The 17,048-nt window shown below is 34.4% G+C and carries 24 protein-coding genes and 1 pseudogene; 24 read left to right on the top strand and 1 reads right to left on the bottom strand.

Annotated elements, in window-relative coordinates:
* Window positions 1-25: 25 nt before the first annotated feature.
* The 19 genes from ACFSCX_RS06075 to ACFSCX_RS05985 all read left to right on the top strand — a co-directional run bounded on the left by ACFSCX_RS06075 (window position 26) and on the right by ACFSCX_RS05985 (window position 11,203).
* Complete coding sequence (locus ACFSCX_RS06075) at window positions 26-673, top strand: Cap15 family cyclic dinucleotide receptor domain-containing protein (protein WP_377927274.1); 648 nt, start codon at window positions 26-28, stop codon at window positions 671-673.
* Window positions 633-1,673: a nucleotidyltransferase family protein gene (locus ACFSCX_RS06070; protein ID WP_377927273.1), complete on the top strand. Its 1,041-nt coding sequence runs from the start codon at window positions 633-635 to the stop codon at window positions 1,671-1,673. The genes ACFSCX_RS06075 and ACFSCX_RS06070 overlap by 41 nt, the downstream gene beginning before the upstream one ends.
* A 251-nt stretch (window positions 1,674-1,924) precedes the next feature.
* Window positions 1,925-2,158: a hypothetical protein gene (locus tag ACFSCX_RS06065; protein WP_377927272.1), complete on the top strand. Its 234-nt coding sequence runs from the start codon at window positions 1,925-1,927 to the stop codon at window positions 2,156-2,158.
* Window positions 2,159-2,181: 23 nt separating this feature from the next.
* The gene (locus ACFSCX_RS06060; RefSeq protein ID WP_377927271.1) at window positions 2,182-2,628 is read left to right on the top strand and encodes a hypothetical protein; all 447 of its coding nucleotides are present in this window, start codon (window positions 2,182-2,184) and stop codon (window positions 2,626-2,628) included.
* Window positions 2,591-3,184, top strand: coding sequence for a hypothetical protein (locus ACFSCX_RS06055; protein ID WP_377927270.1), 594 nt, complete (start codon window positions 2,591-2,593; stop codon window positions 3,182-3,184). Before ACFSCX_RS06060 ends, ACFSCX_RS06055 begins: the two co-directional genes overlap by 38 nt.
* 254 nt (window positions 3,185-3,438) lie before the next feature.
* Entirely contained in the window at window positions 3,439-3,831 is a 393-nt protein-coding gene (locus tag ACFSCX_RS06050) for a DUF4257 domain-containing protein (protein WP_377927269.1), read from the top strand.
* Between the two features lie 53 nt (window positions 3,832-3,884).
* The gene (locus ACFSCX_RS06045; RefSeq protein WP_377927267.1) at window positions 3,885-4,073 is read left to right on the top strand and encodes a hypothetical protein; all 189 of its coding nucleotides are present in this window, start codon (window positions 3,885-3,887) and stop codon (window positions 4,071-4,073) included.
* A gap of 69 nt (window positions 4,074-4,142) precedes the next feature.
* Window positions 4,143-4,418 (top strand): hypothetical protein, encoded by a 276-nt coding sequence (locus ACFSCX_RS06040; protein ID WP_377927266.1) that lies wholly within the window; start codon window positions 4,143-4,145, stop codon window positions 4,416-4,418.
* Window positions 4,411-5,166 (top strand): LPD28 domain-containing protein, encoded by a 756-nt coding sequence (locus ACFSCX_RS06035; protein WP_377927265.1) that lies wholly within the window; start codon window positions 4,411-4,413, stop codon window positions 5,164-5,166. Before ACFSCX_RS06040 ends, ACFSCX_RS06035 begins: the two co-directional genes overlap by 8 nt.
* 37 nt (window positions 5,167-5,203) lie before the next feature.
* On the top strand, window positions 5,204-5,437 hold the full coding sequence (locus ACFSCX_RS06030; protein WP_377927264.1) for a hypothetical protein: 234 nt from the start codon (window positions 5,204-5,206) through the stop codon (window positions 5,435-5,437).
* A 62-nt stretch (window positions 5,438-5,499) separates the two neighbouring features.
* Window positions 5,500-5,757, top strand: a complete 258-nt coding sequence (locus ACFSCX_RS06025; protein ID WP_377927263.1) for an AAA family ATPase — start codon at window positions 5,500-5,502, stop codon at window positions 5,755-5,757.
* Window positions 5,736-6,653 (top strand): ATP-dependent DNA helicase, encoded by a 918-nt coding sequence (locus tag ACFSCX_RS06020; RefSeq protein ID WP_377927262.1) that lies wholly within the window; start codon window positions 5,736-5,738, stop codon window positions 6,651-6,653. Before ACFSCX_RS06025 ends, ACFSCX_RS06020 begins: the two co-directional genes overlap by 22 nt.
* 113 nt (window positions 6,654-6,766) lie before the next feature.
* Window positions 6,767-7,330, top strand: a complete 564-nt coding sequence (locus ACFSCX_RS06015; protein ID WP_377927261.1) for a hypothetical protein — start codon at window positions 6,767-6,769, stop codon at window positions 7,328-7,330.
* Between the two features lie 47 nt (window positions 7,331-7,377).
* Window positions 7,378-7,593, top strand: coding sequence for a helix-turn-helix domain-containing protein (locus ACFSCX_RS06010; RefSeq protein WP_377927260.1), 216 nt, complete (start codon window positions 7,378-7,380; stop codon window positions 7,591-7,593).
* Complete coding sequence (locus ACFSCX_RS06005; protein WP_377927259.1) at window positions 7,593-7,985, top strand: hypothetical protein; 393 nt, start codon at window positions 7,593-7,595, stop codon at window positions 7,983-7,985. Before ACFSCX_RS06010 ends, ACFSCX_RS06005 begins: the two co-directional genes overlap by 1 nt.
* Window positions 7,986-8,043: 58 nt before the next feature.
* Complete coding sequence (locus ACFSCX_RS06000) at window positions 8,044-8,436, top strand: cysteine peptidase family C39 domain-containing protein (RefSeq protein ID WP_377927449.1); 393 nt, start codon at window positions 8,044-8,046, stop codon at window positions 8,434-8,436.
* 54 nt (window positions 8,437-8,490) lie between these two features.
* Window positions 8,491-8,727 (top strand): hypothetical protein, encoded by a 237-nt coding sequence (locus ACFSCX_RS05995; RefSeq protein WP_377927258.1) that lies wholly within the window; start codon window positions 8,491-8,493, stop codon window positions 8,725-8,727.
* A gap of 405 nt (window positions 8,728-9,132) precedes the next feature.
* Window positions 9,133-10,149, top strand: a complete 1,017-nt coding sequence (locus ACFSCX_RS05990) for a hypothetical protein (protein ID WP_377927257.1) — start codon at window positions 9,133-9,135, stop codon at window positions 10,147-10,149.
* 73 nt (window positions 10,150-10,222) lie between these two features.
* On the top strand, window positions 10,223-11,203 hold the full coding sequence (locus tag ACFSCX_RS05985; protein WP_377927256.1) for a hypothetical protein: 981 nt from the start codon (window positions 10,223-10,225) through the stop codon (window positions 11,201-11,203).
* Window positions 11,204-11,397: 194 nt separating this feature from the next.
* Here the strand turns inward: ACFSCX_RS05985 and ACFSCX_RS05980 are convergent.
* A pseudogene (locus ACFSCX_RS05980) lies at window positions 11,398-12,632 on the bottom strand (IS110 family RNA-guided transposase).
* Between the two features lie 276 nt (window positions 12,633-12,908).
* Here ACFSCX_RS05980 and ACFSCX_RS05975 point away from each other — a divergent pair.
* The 5 genes from ACFSCX_RS05975 to ACFSCX_RS05955 all read left to right on the top strand — a co-directional run bounded on the left by ACFSCX_RS05975 (window position 12,909) and on the right by ACFSCX_RS05955 (window position 16,993).
* Window positions 12,909-13,109: a hypothetical protein gene (locus ACFSCX_RS05975; RefSeq protein ID WP_377927255.1), complete on the top strand. Its 201-nt coding sequence runs from the start codon at window positions 12,909-12,911 to the stop codon at window positions 13,107-13,109.
* A gap of 106 nt (window positions 13,110-13,215) precedes the next feature.
* On the top strand, window positions 13,216-13,380 hold the full coding sequence (locus ACFSCX_RS05970) for a hypothetical protein (RefSeq protein ID WP_377927253.1): 165 nt from the start codon (window positions 13,216-13,218) through the stop codon (window positions 13,378-13,380).
* An 86-nt stretch (window positions 13,381-13,466) separates the two neighbouring features.
* On the top strand, window positions 13,467-13,841 hold the full coding sequence (locus tag ACFSCX_RS05965; protein WP_377927252.1) for a hypothetical protein: 375 nt from the start codon (window positions 13,467-13,469) through the stop codon (window positions 13,839-13,841).
* Window positions 13,842-13,878: 37 nt separating this feature from the next.
* Window positions 13,879-15,411 carry a CAP-associated domain-containing protein gene (locus ACFSCX_RS05960; RefSeq protein ID WP_377927251.1) on the top strand — a complete coding sequence of 511 codons (1,533 nt, stop codon included), beginning with the start codon at window positions 13,879-13,881 and terminating at the stop codon, window positions 15,409-15,411.
* Between the two features lie 79 nt (window positions 15,412-15,490).
* Window positions 15,491-16,993, top strand: coding sequence for a hypothetical protein (locus tag ACFSCX_RS05955; protein ID WP_377927250.1), 1,503 nt, complete (start codon window positions 15,491-15,493; stop codon window positions 16,991-16,993).
* Window positions 16,994-17,048: the final 55 nt, after the last annotated feature.

Genomic DNA, 17,048 nt, shown 5'->3' with positions numbered 1-17,048 from the left:
AACATTCTAATAGGAGGTTGTAATTATGCACGAGTATACGGTAGTGAATCATCCACGAAAGAATATTTTATTTTTACTTGCAGTTATATCAACATCACTTTCAGGATTTATCTCATTTTTTGTAGATCATTATCTGAATAGTATATGGGGTGGAATTTCAATCCCTATTAGCAGCATGAGTATCTTTGGGTTGTTATATCTATTATTCAACCACATCTTGTGGAGATTTAAGTTGTTTCAAAAAATATTTAGCTTCCCTGATTTAAATGGTGAATGGGAATGCAATGGTTCATCAATGAACATAGATTTACAAAAGAACTTTGATTGGGAAGGTACTGTCATCATAAAACAAACATGGGATAAAGTCCTTATTACCTTAAAGACGAAAAATTCCAAATCAAAATCGTTGAGTATCACAGGTGGAATAAAATATTATGCAGGAGACGGGTTTAAATTATCTTATCACTATGCAAATACGCCTAATGCAACTACTGAAACTGATCTAAGAAAGCATGAAGGATTTTGTGTTTTAACCTTTGGAGAAGATGCTCAAACAGCAGAAGGTTACTACTTTAATAATACTAAAGATAGACAATCGTATGGTGAAATGTATTTGAAAAGGAGGAATCCAGATGGCCAAAAACAATTACCAGAAGAGACTAGAATCGCTTAAAAAGAGAAGACAAGATGAAGTACTTTTGGAAAAGAGTATAGGTATGTTTACCGAATCCTATGAACAACTAGAAGAAAAATCAAGCATTAAATATATTATCGGTGCGATGAATCCCGTGGACAAGAGATCCACTGAAATTACATTGGGTGAGGGAGAAAGAATAAAAAATCAATTGGCCAAGCTCAAAGAAAAAGGATATGAAATTGAGTTTAGATATCAAGGTTCAGTGACAAACAATACGCACATAAAAGCCCATAGTGATATTGACATTTTGACATTACATCAAGGTTTTACAACATTGGAACCACCTTTAAAAGCAAGTTCACCATATAAAGGTAATCCAGTACAGGATTTATGCGAATTAAGAGAAGATAGTTATGAATTATTAAAAAATGCATATCCTGCTGCAAGTATTGATAATGAAGGAGCTAAATCAATCAGTCTTCAAGGTGGATCACTAAGAAGAAAAGTGGATGTAGTACCCTCTAATTGGTATGATACTGTAAAATATCAAAATACAAAACTAGAATATTACAGAGGAGTAATGGTACTAGATTATAAAGAAAAGACCAGAATAGCCAACACTCCCTTTTATCACAACAAGCTTTTAGATGATAAAGACACTCATACATCTTATAATTTTAAAAAGGTTGTTAGATTATTAAAAACTCTAAAAGCAGATGCAGAACATAAAATTAATTTAAGTAGCTATGATATTACTGCTATAATGTATCACATGCAAGAATCTAGTTATTTAATTAGTAGGTCACCATTAAGACTAGTTTCGAACTCTATTGCTTTTTTACGTACGCTTTATGAGCAAGATAGCCATAGGAACAGTTTGTTTGTACCTGACGGGTCTAGAAAGATATTTCAGAACGGTGGGGCAACTAAAGCTGACTTGACCTTGCTATTAGTTGAACTTATAAATATTTATGAAGATCTATTAGATGATTTAAAAATTACTGGTGGGTCTGTTAATAAAGAAATTATTGCATAGTAATAACTTAATCGAAGCAGAGCATAAAGCTCTGCTTCTTTTTTTTCACTACTTTGACAGTGAAAACATCTGTAAATGTGCTTAGTCTATATGCTAAATGTCTAAATTTCTGTGATAAGATTCGGAAACTACAAAACTCCATAGGTACACTTTTAATACTATAAGTTATTCATACTTTTAATTTAAGAGCATATATAAATAGAAAGATGTCTGACAAACACAAAGATTTGCAAGGCTGGGGGGGAGTTAACATGAGTAAACAACCAAAAAAACGTGAAAGAAAAAGCGTCAGCTTCTCAATGGAAGATCCTATCGAAAAAGAACTTTTTGAGTACTGCGAACAATCTACAATGGATTTTTCACCACTTTGTAAAGCAGCTCTCCGTGAATACATGGCTCGAGCAAAACGAAACATGATTCGATTAGAAGGTGGCAAGATTATGCTATCTCCCAAAGACATTGAGAACCTCATTACCATGAGATAACTGGAATGGATGTGAGATAAATAATGGTACTATCACGGAAAAACAGCTTAAATCCTCGTTTTTCAGCTACACAACAAAGGAAATCAACTAAAATCCCAAAGGAGCGAAAAATAAGGAGGGATAAGCTTAAACATATAAAAGTAAAAGTCTCTAAGCAACACAAGCTATTAACCTCTTTACTTGCAACGGACCGCAATATGTACCCAACTGATTATGCTACGATGCTTGTTGTAGGAGTAATCGAGAATTATGATGGTGATCTATATCCTGAGATTGTCTACCCTGAACAGAGTGAACTATTCGTGAGTGTGAAAATTCCCCAAAGTATATACCAAGACTTATTAGTCTTAAAGGAAAAGTGGGGAGAAAAATTTGTTCGTCGTACTGTTCATAGGATCTTAATTAGAGAATTAGAATGGGAGGAATTGCACAGTGGCCGGAGTTTCGAGGCAGCCATTCAGTCGTTATAACTTAATAGCAGAAGAATATCAACTGCTAGCAGAACAAACTACGGTTAAACAAGGCTTCATTTCTCGATTGCTGGAGTCCTTTGAGTTAAAGAAGGAGCTAGAATTTGTAGTAAAAGTACCAACTCATATATACATGGATGTGAAGATACTCATTGAAGATGTTAGTGAGATCAGTGAGTATGATCTAGGCAAGGTATCACATGCGGACCTTATTTTCTTCATCTTTCAAGATTTCATTTTAGACATCCGGCACCTGGATAATCGGTGGGACGACATTTTTAGAAGAATTGCTGATGCGATGCAGCATGTAGAATCTAAAAAAAATCAACACGATACAAGGAAAAGAAGCGATAAGCACCATATGATAACGGTTTATATCCCTCGTCCTCTTGTTTTACGTACTGAAGTGCTTTTACGAAACTTATCACGCTATAAGCGACATGAATATACGGTTGAAACTTTACTTGAAGTTGTATTCCTTGATTTCATGTACAACTACTTAAAAGGCGATGTTCAAGACGGAATGAAAAAGTTTCTCCAATACTTAGAAGAATAAACCTCTTAAAATTCTCCCAGTCATATATTGCCAGTCTAAAAGACAAAGACGTATAATAAGAGTAATAGTTTTTTTACTTTCTTTTTTCTATGCATCCTTTATTTTATGAGGGTAGCGGGTTCATTAACAAACATAAGCGTTCTATGGAACGAACTAACAAACACTTTTTTCAATGTGTTTAGCAAAGTTCATTCCTGGAACGCTTTTTTTGTTGTCCAAAAAAAGAAAGCATTCAAACAGGAGGTGAAGGCCGTATGTTTTTAACAAAAGTGATAGTCGGAATGGTTATCGCAAGTGTCGTGGGAGTTTATGATAGCTCTCGGAAAAATGGCGGAAAGTTGAAAAAACCAAGAAACCTTAAAACAGGTTGGGATTTAGGCTTTCTCGGTGATTGTATGGGCTGTGCGCTTTCAGCAATGGTTGTAATTGCTATTGTTGACCCAAGTGTTTCTGATACAGCAGGTTGGCTTCGTCTTATATTTTTATCTACAGTTGCAGCATTTGGAAAGGATACCGTATTTAAGAAATTAGAAGATGCCGCTTCTCATTTGAAGGTCAATGCCCTTCAGGAGACCAGAACTATGTTAGATGAGGAACTACCTAAGAAAGATGAGGGCGCACAGGGTAACAAAGAGGAGACTGGTTAATACCGTCTCTTCTACATAAATCCAAAAAACATTTTAATTGGGAGGTAATTATTGTGAGAGGAAATCTTGTAACAGTCTTTGATGTTATGACAGAAGAGGAGAGTTTGTTGGTGCGTCAACTACAAAGAAAGATCATTCTTTCTAAGTCACCCTTTGCCATTATAGGGCATAAGAAAAAAATAAAGAAGATGGTAAACCAAGCAAAAGAACGTTACTTTAGTACGTTAAGAGAAGCAAATTAAAATAGGACAGTTAGCAGGGAATCACCTGCTAACTGTTTTTATTTCAAAGAAGAGTTGGGAGGATCCCTAATGCCATATTTAACAAAAGTTAGAAAATGGATCGAGGAAACAGACGGTGCAGAGATCATAAGAGTGAGTGATGACTTTAAACGGATGACGATTGAATATCAGGGTATGAAGTTTAGAGTTGAGCAAAAAACCAAAAGCACAAGTACGAAAGTAATAAACAGAGGCAGAGGCTTAAAATGGGCAGGCAATCCTAAAGGCGTGTATTTAGATGGAATCCAGGAACGCAGCCAAGCTCACCTAATTGAACGAATAAAGGAGAGAACAGAAAATGAATGAGAGATATGTTTATGTAACGGGTAAAAGGATCCGTCAAGCAGAAAGACAAGAGGGTTATTACTACTACAATATCCGACATAGTGAATGTGGTAAATATTTCACACTGGAAAAGCATGTTACAGTGAATCACTATGCGACGGTAGTCACGAACGAACCAATTAAGACCCTTGAGGAATACAATGAAAACAATGATAAATGGATAGATTTATCCGGTGATGAAGAAGAAGCAATTTTAAAGATACTTGAGAATCAAGAGAGACAAAATGTACTGATACATTCAAAACAAGAGGTATTAGCTCACCACCTACAACTACATGTGAACAGCATAAATGTTAAGGCAGATAACCGATTTTCTGTTAACAAGGAAAATAGAATTGGTTATGAAGAAGAATGGTTGATATTTCATAAAGATGAAATTGACCAAATTGCCTATGAATGGCTATATGGAGATCTGTTCCAGAGTGGAATGGGCTGGCAATTTCAAATTTCGTATCTCTTGCAATTAACTGGTCTTACCTTAGAGGACTTATCCAAACACCTTCATATTGACTTGCAAAATGATATGAATGGAATATGTGATACAGACGAAGCGTTTCATTCTATGATTGCTCAAACTATTGGAAAAGAGCAGTTTGTAAAGAATCTACAAGAATCTTACAAAGAGAATAATCGATATGGTGAAATCTTCTCACCAAGTCTAAATGGACAACATATTAAAGGAGATTACTTCTTATTTCTTTTAGGGTAATTCAGCGTTTTGGAATAAACAATGGGAGAGGGAATGCATGAAAGTAGTTTTATTTATGGAAGGCGGAGTCATTCATGACATTATTTCAGATGGCGAGTTAGAGGTTCGCGTTGTGGACGCTGATGTTGAAGGTTTACATGAGAGCGAGACACAAACGGTCGAAGGAGAAACAAAGTTTGTCTTTACTAGTAATCGTACTCCTGAAGTAGATACGAAAAGAGTAGAACAAATCTTTAATGAGATTGCTGTAAACGAGAAGCAAAATAAATAATGAAAAGAACGTGATGGGTAGAAAATGCTTGTCTCGTTCTTAATCTATGGGAGGAATCGGTCATGAAAACGACTCTAGACTTAACAAAAGAACAGGCTCATGCTGTTGAGGGGATAAAGAAATGGTTTACAAAAGAGAGCAAACATTATGTGACCATGGTTGGCTTTGCAGGAACAGGTAAGACATTCTTGACGAAACATATTATTGAGGAGCTTAAACTCCCTAAATATCAAGTAGCTTTTGTATCATTCACTGGAAAAGCAGCACTTGTGCTTCAGAGAAGTGTACCTGACTACGAGTGTTCTACGATCATAAGCTGATTTATGATCTTGACGAAGATGGTTTCAAACTCAAGGACCCAAAGGCTTTAAAGTACCTTAAATTGATCGTGGTAGACGAAGCAAGTATGGTCAGTAAAGATATTCTAAGGCACTTGTTATCGTTTGAGAATATAAAAATTCTATTTATCGGTGATAACGGACAGCTTCCACCTGTTGGAGAGCCTACCGGACTCTTAGATAACCCCGACTTTCAATTGACACAAATTCATAGACAGGCGGAAGGTAATCCAATTATTCATCTTTCTTTCTTAGCAAGAGAAAGAAAACGGATTGAACCAGGTAAATACGGAAAGCACGCATTAGTATTACCTAAGAAAGAACTACCTACTTCTAAAATGCTTGATATCGCACAAAGAGCAGAACAAGTCTTATGTGGCTATAATCGAACTAGAAATCAATATAATCAGGACATACGATATCGATTAGGCTATAAGTCTGAATTACCCGAAGTAGGCGAGAAGATGATCTGTTTAAAAAATGATTGGAGTAAGCAAGCTGCTGGAGTAAGTTTAGTAAATGGACTGACAGGTTATGTAAAAAACATCGTAAAAGATGCAGGTAAAAACGAAAAGGTAACACGCGATTGTTTTATGCTTGAAATACAACCTGACTTTTCAGAGAATGAGTTTGATTGTTTTAATGATTTATTAGTCATAAAAGAACAATTTAAAGGAAAAGAAGTAAAACTAGAAAAAGAAGAATACGGTTTGTACAATGTAATTGACTTGGCCCATTGTCTAACCGTACATAAGAGTCAAGGCTCTAGCTGGGATAAAGTATTAGTCTTAAATGAAGTCTTGAATTCTCAAGAACATCATAAATGGCTCTACACAGCGATTACAAGAGCTCGTACTTCTCTTATTTTGGCAATATGATAAATCCAACACACCTAATTTTTCAAAAAAATGGGTGTGTTTTTGTTTACAAATACGTCTATATGGACGTATAATAATACTATCATACTACTACCACCTAGGAGGATTAATAATTGGGTTACAAATTAATAAATATAGATCCAACAAATTGTTCGTTTTGTTACCGAATGGATGGATATGATTGTTATGAATTAAGAAAAGGTGTTTGTTCATTATATATGAGTAAAGAAAAGGCTGAAATGATACATAAAGAAGAAAAGAAGTTTGGAGAAAGCAGCGTAATGTATTGCCGTGACTTTGCTGATAAATTACTTAATCAAGACTATTTTAACAGTAAAAGTTACCAGGAGGACCTCTATTCCATTAGAACGCATAAAAGGGATTGCGGTCATTACGAATTCACAGATGGTCAACATAGAACATGCATAGCAAAACACTTAAATATTCCCTCTATGTATGTAATGTTAGAATGTCATCCAAGTGATTATAGAGTTATTTGCAACGCATGTCATGAAAAATCAGAGATAGAAAGAGAAAGTAAAAAGTTGATTAATAAATTCCTTTCCATATTTAGAAGAGGAAGTGAAATGCCTTCAAATATCATTGATAATGAATATATGAAATTCAAGAAGGATTCCAATGTATCTCAAATATTTGAAGAAGAACTAAAAAGGTGATTTGAATAACATGAAGTCTTTAAATGAATATAAAGGAGCAACTAACATTGGAAGAACGCTTTAAGCTTTCAGATATCTATACAGCAAGTACAGCTTCTACGAAGAGAGGAATTCCTTATAGTACCTTGAAAGATGATCTCGTCCGATATGGGAAGTTCGACGAGCATATCAAGAAAGGGTTCGTTAAAAAGGAAGGTAGAGTGTGGATCCTAACAAAACAGGCATTAGATGATGTTTATGGGAAGGAGAAAGGGGTGGAATAATGCCAACATTAAAAGAGATATTACATACACATGAACTCGAACTTGTGAAATTTTATCAAAATGCACTTCTTGAAGTGGATATAGAGGACGAAAAAGCAACTTATTCTTGTTACGAAGAAATGGGGCGTATTATTGCTACGGCGAAAGCTCGATATTATAAAGAAAACCCTTCTATCCTATCAATGAAAAAGAAATCAATGGAATCTAATAACCCTCAAGACACAAATGAGAGTGCGACAGTCCGTGATTTACTGACAGATGAAGAAAAAGAAGAAATTGAGTTTCTTCAATGGAGGATTACGAAAGCTATGACGCCAGTTGGTGTTTATATCAATAAAAAGAAAATTGATAAGATAATAGAAAAGGTAAAGAGGCGCGATGAAAAAAGCTAATGTATCGGGGGAGACCTAAAAAGCGTAGTAATAAAAAGGGTGATTTAATGAAGATTTAATTGAGCAAAATCCTAATGAAAAATGTTGTGGTCAATGTTGTGTGGCAATGATAACGAAGAGGTCATTAACGGAAATTGTAGAGAAGTATGGACATAATTCGACTTCAACGTTGGATGATGTTAGGAAGATTCTTAAATCATATAATTATGAAACAAGCGATATAAAGTTTGTGGATAATCGAAAAGCATATCAATTACCTTTAATTGCTCTTGTGCGAATAGAGCGTAAAGGACGAAAAAATGGTCATTTCATCCTCCATTATATCAATAGATTTTATGACAGTTGTGAGGGTATCTTTTACGACCAAAAAGAGATGATTCTTCATTATGAAATGAAATTTGGCGGTCAATGGAGAATAAGGCACTATATAGCAGTGGGGAACATGCATTAAAAAAAGTAGGAACAGGGTTAGAATATACGTCGCTTTTCGAAAGGAAGATTTAACATGCCTAAATCCATAACTACTTGGTTTTGCGATAAATGTAATAAAGGTTATCAAAATGAACAAGATGCTGTTAATTGCGAAAATACTCATTTTATAGTTGATAGTATAGAATCAGTTAGATATAGCGAAGGAAAAAGATGTACGTCACGTATAGCAGTAAATGTATGGGTAAATGACGATGATATTAAAACCGTTTATTATGACTTAGATGAAAAAATAGGTTGGGGAAGCGAGTAAACTTACTCCACCAAAAGTGAGGTTTAATAATTGCCTCGAAAATGCATCAAAAAGAAATCTCCTATCTTTTTGAATCTATATTAAAGTAACCAAGATGTTGGGAAAATTTAAAATATTTATATTGCTGTATAATCCCGCTCTAAAAAAACATGGTGATAATGTGGTAATTATTAAAATAACGCGAAATCAAAGTGCTTTTAAAAATTTTTTATATGATTTGATTGTTTTTGACTGTATTAATTTCTAGATAGTATTTAAAGATAATCAATATTTTTTAATGCGGAGGCTTGAAAATAGAGCAGAAATTTTCCCAATATTAGAAATCACTGCTGTGTGATATTGTTATTAAGAGTACTCAGACTTTTTTACATGTAAATTTAATAACAATTGAGAAGGGGAAATTAAATGTTTAAGATAAAAAAAATAATAACTGTATTGACTATTACTCTATTAATTCTTTCGTCATTTGGACAAGTAATATTTGCTGAAGAAAAGAAATTAAGTAAAAGCGAAATGTATGAATTACTTGGATTTAGTAAGGAAGATATTAAAGAAATTAAGGAAAAACATCATGAAAATAGTAAAATTCACTTCAAAGATAAAGATTTTGCAAAATTAAAGCTAAAAAATAATGATATTTTACAGCTTGCAAACTTAGGGTTTACTAAGAAGAGAATTGCTTCCTTTACCCTAACTGATTGGGAAAATGTAAAAGACAGAAAAAATGCTGAATTAATAAATGTTGGTGTTACTTATGTTAAAGTTGATGGAGAAACAGGAGAATATATAGAAAGTACTAAAGAGGCATACGAAGAATATTTAATTAACCAAGTAGAAGTTAATGAGGTTAGTGCATCTCTTTGTGACCCTGATACAACGTGTAGTGGGGAAAACTCATCTGAAGGCTGGATTTTATTAACAGTATCTGTAACACATTCTTCTAAATATTCTATTATAACAGATTTTGAATGGTTAACCATGCCAACAGATCGACATACAGATGTATTTGGAACAGGTCATAAAGAAAACGTAATAGTTGAGTATTCTACAACATTTGGAAGTTACCAAACTAACTATAAAGATACTTACGGAAATCATGCTACATCAAAAACCACGTATTTTGGTGCAGCCGATAGGAGTGACGGAGTAGGATATTATCACAAATTTAACATGCACCCCGAATGGTATCAGTATAATGGAAATTGGACTCAAGCATATTCGGATTCTGGATATACTTTTGCTGATTTTTATTGGCAAAATACTTATGATACTGCATCTTCAGCATATGGAAATTATACACATGTATCTACATCTTGGGAATACGGTTTTGAAGTTGCTTACCCATATTCAGTTGCACTTGCCATCAATAATACAACAAAGGATAATACAGCTCCTAATGCTGCTGTTTCCTTTTCAAGATAGTATAATAATATATAGCTTAGAGAGAATAGTACTCTCTAAGCTATTACATTTTCCCATTTAAGGAGAAAAGAATATGGTATCTATATCAATTAGATTAAAGTATGATACTTTATATGTATTATTATTAATTGGAATTTGTATTTTATCAGGCTGCCAAAATGATATACCTATTCACGATGAGACACCTATAAAATCAATAAACTTTCAAGGGTTTTCGAGCGAAGAATTTAACCATATGGCAGAAAAATATAATGAAGAGACTACACTTGCATTCCAAGATAACAATTTAGGAAATGAAACTGTTTTAAACAAGGACATATTAAATTTTATTTCCATTGGTTTTACTAAACAACAGATTAAGGATTTTACTTTACAAGAATATAATCTGTTTTCTAATAAACAAGGTGTTTTATTAGGCACAAAAAGAGAATTATATAAACTACAATTAATTAAAAATGAGTTAATGCTAGTAGAAGGGACCGAAGAGGAGTATAATGAACAATTAAACAAAAAAATAAACCCAGGTTTGTATTATGATTGCATTGAAAGTAGATTAGTCTGTTCAAATAGTCAACATTTTAACAACTCTGGCCTGCTTGAAATATCAACTTCAATTAGTAGACTTAACTTTTCGGATACATATGCAGTTATCTCATCATTTGAGTGGATTGAACCACCGAAAGAACAATTTACAGACATTTTTGGGTTATTAGTAAGTGATAGTATGATTATCGATTATCAATCTATTTTCTCAAGAGTAAACTTTATTGGAGAAGCGCCACAATATAAAAATTCACAATATAAATCTACATCAAATGGATATATTCATATTGTAGAATCAAAGAACAAGATACTTAAGAACGCCTATTCCTATGCTGAAATTGTACCTAGTAATACTCAATTAAAAATGTTTGAACTTTCAACTGGATATATTCATTTACTCGAATCAATTCCATCCATAGATCTTCAATATTCTGAAAAACAACTATTATTAAATGGTGACTATAAAAGTAACTCTTATAACACTCCATTTATTAGAGTCTTTATTAAGTAATTTCATATATATTTACCTTCATCTAAGGTTAATATAATAAATAATTTGCTCTTAAAGTAAACCAGCTAATAGTTTGTCAATATTTTTCAATAAAAATATAATTTTTACCGTGATATACTAAAAATAAGGATGCCAAATAACCTTCCATTAACTAAACATTGGAAGGTTTTGTCTCATTTAGTTAAAAATCTTAATTAGGCTATATCTTGGAAAGTAGTTCTGTTTTTTAATAAAGCATAAATCCAATGTAAGAGCTTATTTACACAAGCAATAACGGTTACTTTATATAGTTTGCCTTCTTCACGCTTTTTATATAGAACGCTCTTAATCTTTTATTTCTTGGGATTATTTCATCAGTTGTTTTCTGCTTGCGACAATCACGAATTCCTGAACGAACAGCCATATATAAGGCATGCCGTAATCTACTTGAACCACGTTTTGTTATACGAACGAGAGTAGCCTTAAATTTCCCTGACTCAAAAACCTCTGGATCTACTCCAGCGAATGCGACAAGCTTTTTTGGGTGATTAAACCGATCTATTTCACCAATTTCAGAGATGATTGTTGCAGCGATCTTTTCTCCAATACCAGGGATAGATTGGATAGTCTTATATTCTTCAATATCTTTAGCGAGGGTATCTATCTCAGCGTCCAACTCAGATAGATGCTCTTTGTATTGTAGAAGCATAGTTATATACATACTAAGACTCATTAAATGACTTTGATATAGTGTCTTTTGAAATGGATTTCGTGCAGCTGCTGCCCTTAGTTTTTGAGACTGTTCTTCTCCCCATCTTTTTGACCGACTTTTACAGAGTTCCTTTATTCTATTAGCCAGCTCTACTTCACTAACCGATAAAATATCTTCTGATGCTGGATACTCTTCTAGAATTCGCAAAGACACAACTGAATATAAGTCACCAAAAACGCCTCTGTATTCAGGGAATATTTGATCTAGCACAGCTTGAAATTGTAACTTGGTTTGAACATACATCCCTGTTATATTCTCATGTTGCCTTGTTAGATTACGAAGGTTTAAGAGTTGAATTCCTCGCTTCTTATAAGGCTCTAAATCCTCCTTGTAGTAAAGCTCACAAAGACGATAGGCATCAATGGCATCTGTTTTTACTTTTCGCAAACTGGAACTTTTGGCTCTATGAGAAATCAAAGGATTAACGATGATTAATAAATACTGATGTTCCTCTAGAAACTGAACTACTGGTGTATGGTAATGTCCCGTAGCTTCTAATACTACCGAAGGTTGTAAACCTGTTTTATCTTTTAAACCTTTCAGAAATTCAAGTAAAGATTTTAACCCATCAAGATCATGCTTGATACTAAAGCTTTTGAGGTAAGGTTTTCCCTTGTCTAAAAATGCCTGAACATCACTTTCTCCTTTTGACACATCCAGACCAACGACTGGATTCATTATAAATCTCCTCCTAGTGTTTAATTTGCCAGTAACCCCTAATTCCTCCTAGTAGTATCATAGCTTCGCTTGTTATACGAGATCTCATGACAGTCCCAACCAGCCTCAAACATGTTTCTACAGTAGGGGGTGAACGGTTTAGTTGACGGGATCTAAGTCCCACGGGGGCGGACGTTCTACCCTGGCTCCTGCTATAATAAGACCATATAAAAAAAGGTCAACCAGAAATATTTAGCATTCTGGCTAACCTTATAATACGAAAGGAAGTGATATATTTTGTTGTATAAATTAGGTGGAATTGGATTAATAACCATTTTTCTCTTTGCGATATTGACCGAACAAGATCCAGCAAAATTATTAGCTATATTAATTCAAATGCCAATGTTTCAAATACTTTTTATAGGGACAGTATCTATATCGATTGGTATAACTATTGCTGATAAATTCAAGGCAAAGAGAAGTAGACTTAAAGATTAAAACGATTCTACTGTCCATTTATTGTGTAAATTAATCTTTCTTAACGTGAACCCAATATTGCGTTGTTGAGAGTAAGCCTAGTAAATAAAGGGGAAGAAGGGGAAATATGAGTAAAACAGTTAGTCTTGAATGCAAGAGTTGTGAATCGGATTTTCTTGCGATTACGGGTACTAAGGAACATAAACTACAAATTTGTTATAGATGTTTCTTAAATGGAATGGCAGAAACATATCTAAAGAACAATCCTGTTGAAGAACCAAACGATAAATAACCAACTAATAGGTACATAGTTCCTGATTGAGATTATAAGAACGAACTACCCTAAATATAATACAGACAAAGAGGAGAGATACCTAGATGAAATTTGAGACGACTATTACTATTCTTGAACAAAAACTATTCCTTGAACGAGTATATGACGTACAAATATTAAGTCAAGGGCAAACTATTCCCTTACCGATTTCCAGAACAATTCCCCAAATGATAGCATCAATAAATATCAATAAAAATAAAAGAGGCTATATTATCGATAGACCCAAAGATACTAATTACGAAGTGTACATCATCAACAGATTTTTAAGGAAACCCATCATTTGGGTGTTTAAACGGTCCGGGGAATATATAAATGACAAACAGTTTACAAGCATTGACCTGGCACTGAAATGGATGAATGATACTTATATAAGAGATGCAGAGATTAAGTTAAATTTGAATAGCACAGTAGTATTGTAACCTTATGTTTCAACATCCATTGGGAGGAGAGTAACCTATGAAAAAGATATTCTTGGGATTAATTGTCCTATTAATAACATTACATATAACAACCACAGTAAAAGCCTCACCACTATATGCAACCGACTATACGGACTATCAAGACAATCAGTATTGGTCAGAAGGTGTGAAATGGGCAGTTGAACAGGGGATCATGAAAGGTTATTCGGAAGAAAATCTATTAAAACCGTTTAACAAATTATCCGAAGCTCAATACATCACCATGTACTTAAGATACTTTGTTCCAGGAGAATTACAGGAAATGATTGACCTTTCTAGTCATCTAGGACACTGGGCAACTCCTCAATACATACTAGCCAATCAGTACCAATTAAGTGTATCCAATCATCCCTCAAAGTTTGATCAAGCTATCAGACGTGGAGACACAGCTTTACTATTAGCGGAAGGTATTACGGGAACAGAAATGACAGAAGAAGCTGCAGTTCAATGGTTATATGAACATAAATTATCGACAGGTTACGCTGATGCAAATGGTCATTATCCTTTAACCTATGAATCTTATAAACCAAATGAAACCCTAACTAGAGCTCAAGGAGTCGTGTTTTTGTATCGCTTTCTTGAAAGTGAACTTACAGACAAAACACTAAAAATAGTAACGAGTAATGAAGTAATAGAGGAAGAAAATAAGAACAGTTCACAAAACGTCTATGTCATCAATGGGATTCAAATCAACGATGAGCGATCTTTCGTTGAAGAACAGCTAGGAGAGCCTAAGCGAATTACAGACAATGAATATGGTCTTAAATGGTACACCTATTATCAAAATGATTACGAAAACTTTCTTATGGTTGGATATGACGGACAGGATAAGGTTGCCCTTCTTTATACTAATCAAGACTTAATCAAATCAAAAAATGGAATCTCCTTACAGACCAATCAGACAGAGGTTAGGGCTACAATGGAAACAGAACCTTTATCAACTATTCATAGAGGAGACAGTTACGATGAACTATATCCTGAACGTGATTATGATGTATTTTTAGAGAAAGACACGTTTATCACCTTTTTCTATGATGTACATGAAGACAATACATTAACATCTCTATTATTGGCTAGAAAAGACATTGAAGAAGGTCGTAATGGTCATTTCGGCACCATAACCGATGACTTATACCGATCCTATGAATACCAGGTATTTGACCTGACAAATAGTTACCGAAAGCAGCATAACCTTCATACATTACAGTGGGATGAAGAAGTAGCGGAAGTCGCTCGTGCTCATAGTAAAGATATGGCAATCAAGGATTACTTTGAGCATATTAATTTGGAAGGTCTAGCACCTGCACACCGAATTGATAATGCTAACATTCCATTTAGTGCTGTGGGAGAGAATATTGCCGTTGGTTACTACAATTCACTCTTTGTCATTGAAGCATGGATGAATTCCTCGGGACACCGAAAAAATATGCTGCGAGGTATATACGAGGGGCTTGGAGTAGGCATTTATTTTGGTGAAAAAGAGCAATGGACATGGCCATATTTCACCCAAAACTTTATCACAAGACCGTAAATAACTTTTATTCAGATTAAAACCTATCACTTAGATAAACTACGTAATTTTATCCTTTTAAAGAATGGGAGGAGTATACTTGAACATCGCTATCTTACACAATAAACAGATTAACATTGAGGAACAGCGTTTAATATATGAAGAAGACGGTTTTGATCGGAGCGCGATAAAGGAAAAGCTTGAAAATGATTATCGAACCTTCTCCAAGAAACAAGCATTTCATTGTTTATGTTGTAATAGCCCTGTTGAGATGGTTCTCCCGATGGAACGTACCTTCTATTTTCGCCACTGGGATCAATCAGAATGTTCGTATAGTGAGAATTACCGAAAGTATGAGAGAAAAATTGGTACTCATGAAGTACCGAAGAAACACGCTTTGGGTAAAACCATTATACGAACGATTTTAGAAGGTCAAGCAAAACCTCTCCATATAAATATAGAAGAAGGATATCACTATAAATCCACTCTTTCTATTGTTCCAGACTACATCATTACACATAGTAATGGGGAAACGTGGGCCATTGATTATTTAACAGGACTACGAAGTAACCCTGCCTATTCTAAAAATGTTAGCCAACGTAAAAACATCTATACACAAAACGGGTTCAAACCCATTTTCTTTATCGATGAAGATTGGCTTGCTTATAAGCCAGGACACTTATTTACCACTCTAGTTACGTCGGAAGTATCAGCTAGTCGGACATCTGCACATGATCTTCACTGGAAACGATATATAGAAGGCTTACCAAAAGAATTATCGGAACACTTCTTCCTACTCAAAGAAAACTTTCATACTGACACAACCAGCTTAACGTACTTGAATCCTACTAAGAGAGAAGCTGTTATTATTCGATTACTTCAACAAGACTTTAAAAACGCAAGACTTCTTACAGCACCTATACGTATTCCGATAGAACGAGCCCTTACCATTGAACTTGAAGAAATGGAATTTAAGTTATATGGAGAAAATGAAACACAGCTTCAAATGGATACGACTGAACACATTCGATACTTAGTCCGACAAGAACAAATTGAAGCTGCTGAAAGAGAGAAGAATGAAAAACTAGAAGAAGCTAGGCGGAAAGAACGAGAAGAAATAAGGCAAAAAAACGAGGAGGCGTATCGTGACTATCTTGAGACAAAAAGGGATAGACTGTCGCAATCCTCAAAATCACTTGAAGAAACTCAAGAAGAACGCTATAAACAAATACAAGAGATGGAGGACCGAGTTGAACGTCAATGGGGAACTCCAGGTAGAAGAAGTAATGCTTCTAAGGTCGAAACCTATGAAACAGCAGAAGAAAAGCTTAAGCGAATAAAACGAGAGAAAATGAAGGAAAGAATCTTACATCATCATGTAGAAGGGGAATCCTATATTAAGGGAAGTCCTCTTGTGTGGAAGGAACTTGTTCTCACACATTTCAACAAGATCAAGCGTAAGGAGATGACCTTTCAAGAGCTCATCACTTTGCTAAAGAAGAACGGGATAGAATTTGCTCAAAATGAGAGTTTGGTTCATTATCCTCTTAAGTCATATCTACATTATATTGCGAAAGAAACCAAGTCCGAATTAGAAATTTAAAAAAAGGATTGTTACTTTACGTAATATTTTGTATAATAAATAGGTAGAAATAACC

It is taken from the genome of Bacillus salitolerans, from assembly GCF_042680805.1.
Classification (GTDB): Bacteria; Bacillota; Bacilli; order Bacillales; family SA4; genus Bacillus_CJ; species Bacillus_CJ salitolerans.
Note: the sequence above shows the minus strand (reverse complement) of the source record. Positions and strands in the feature narration are given on the sequence as shown.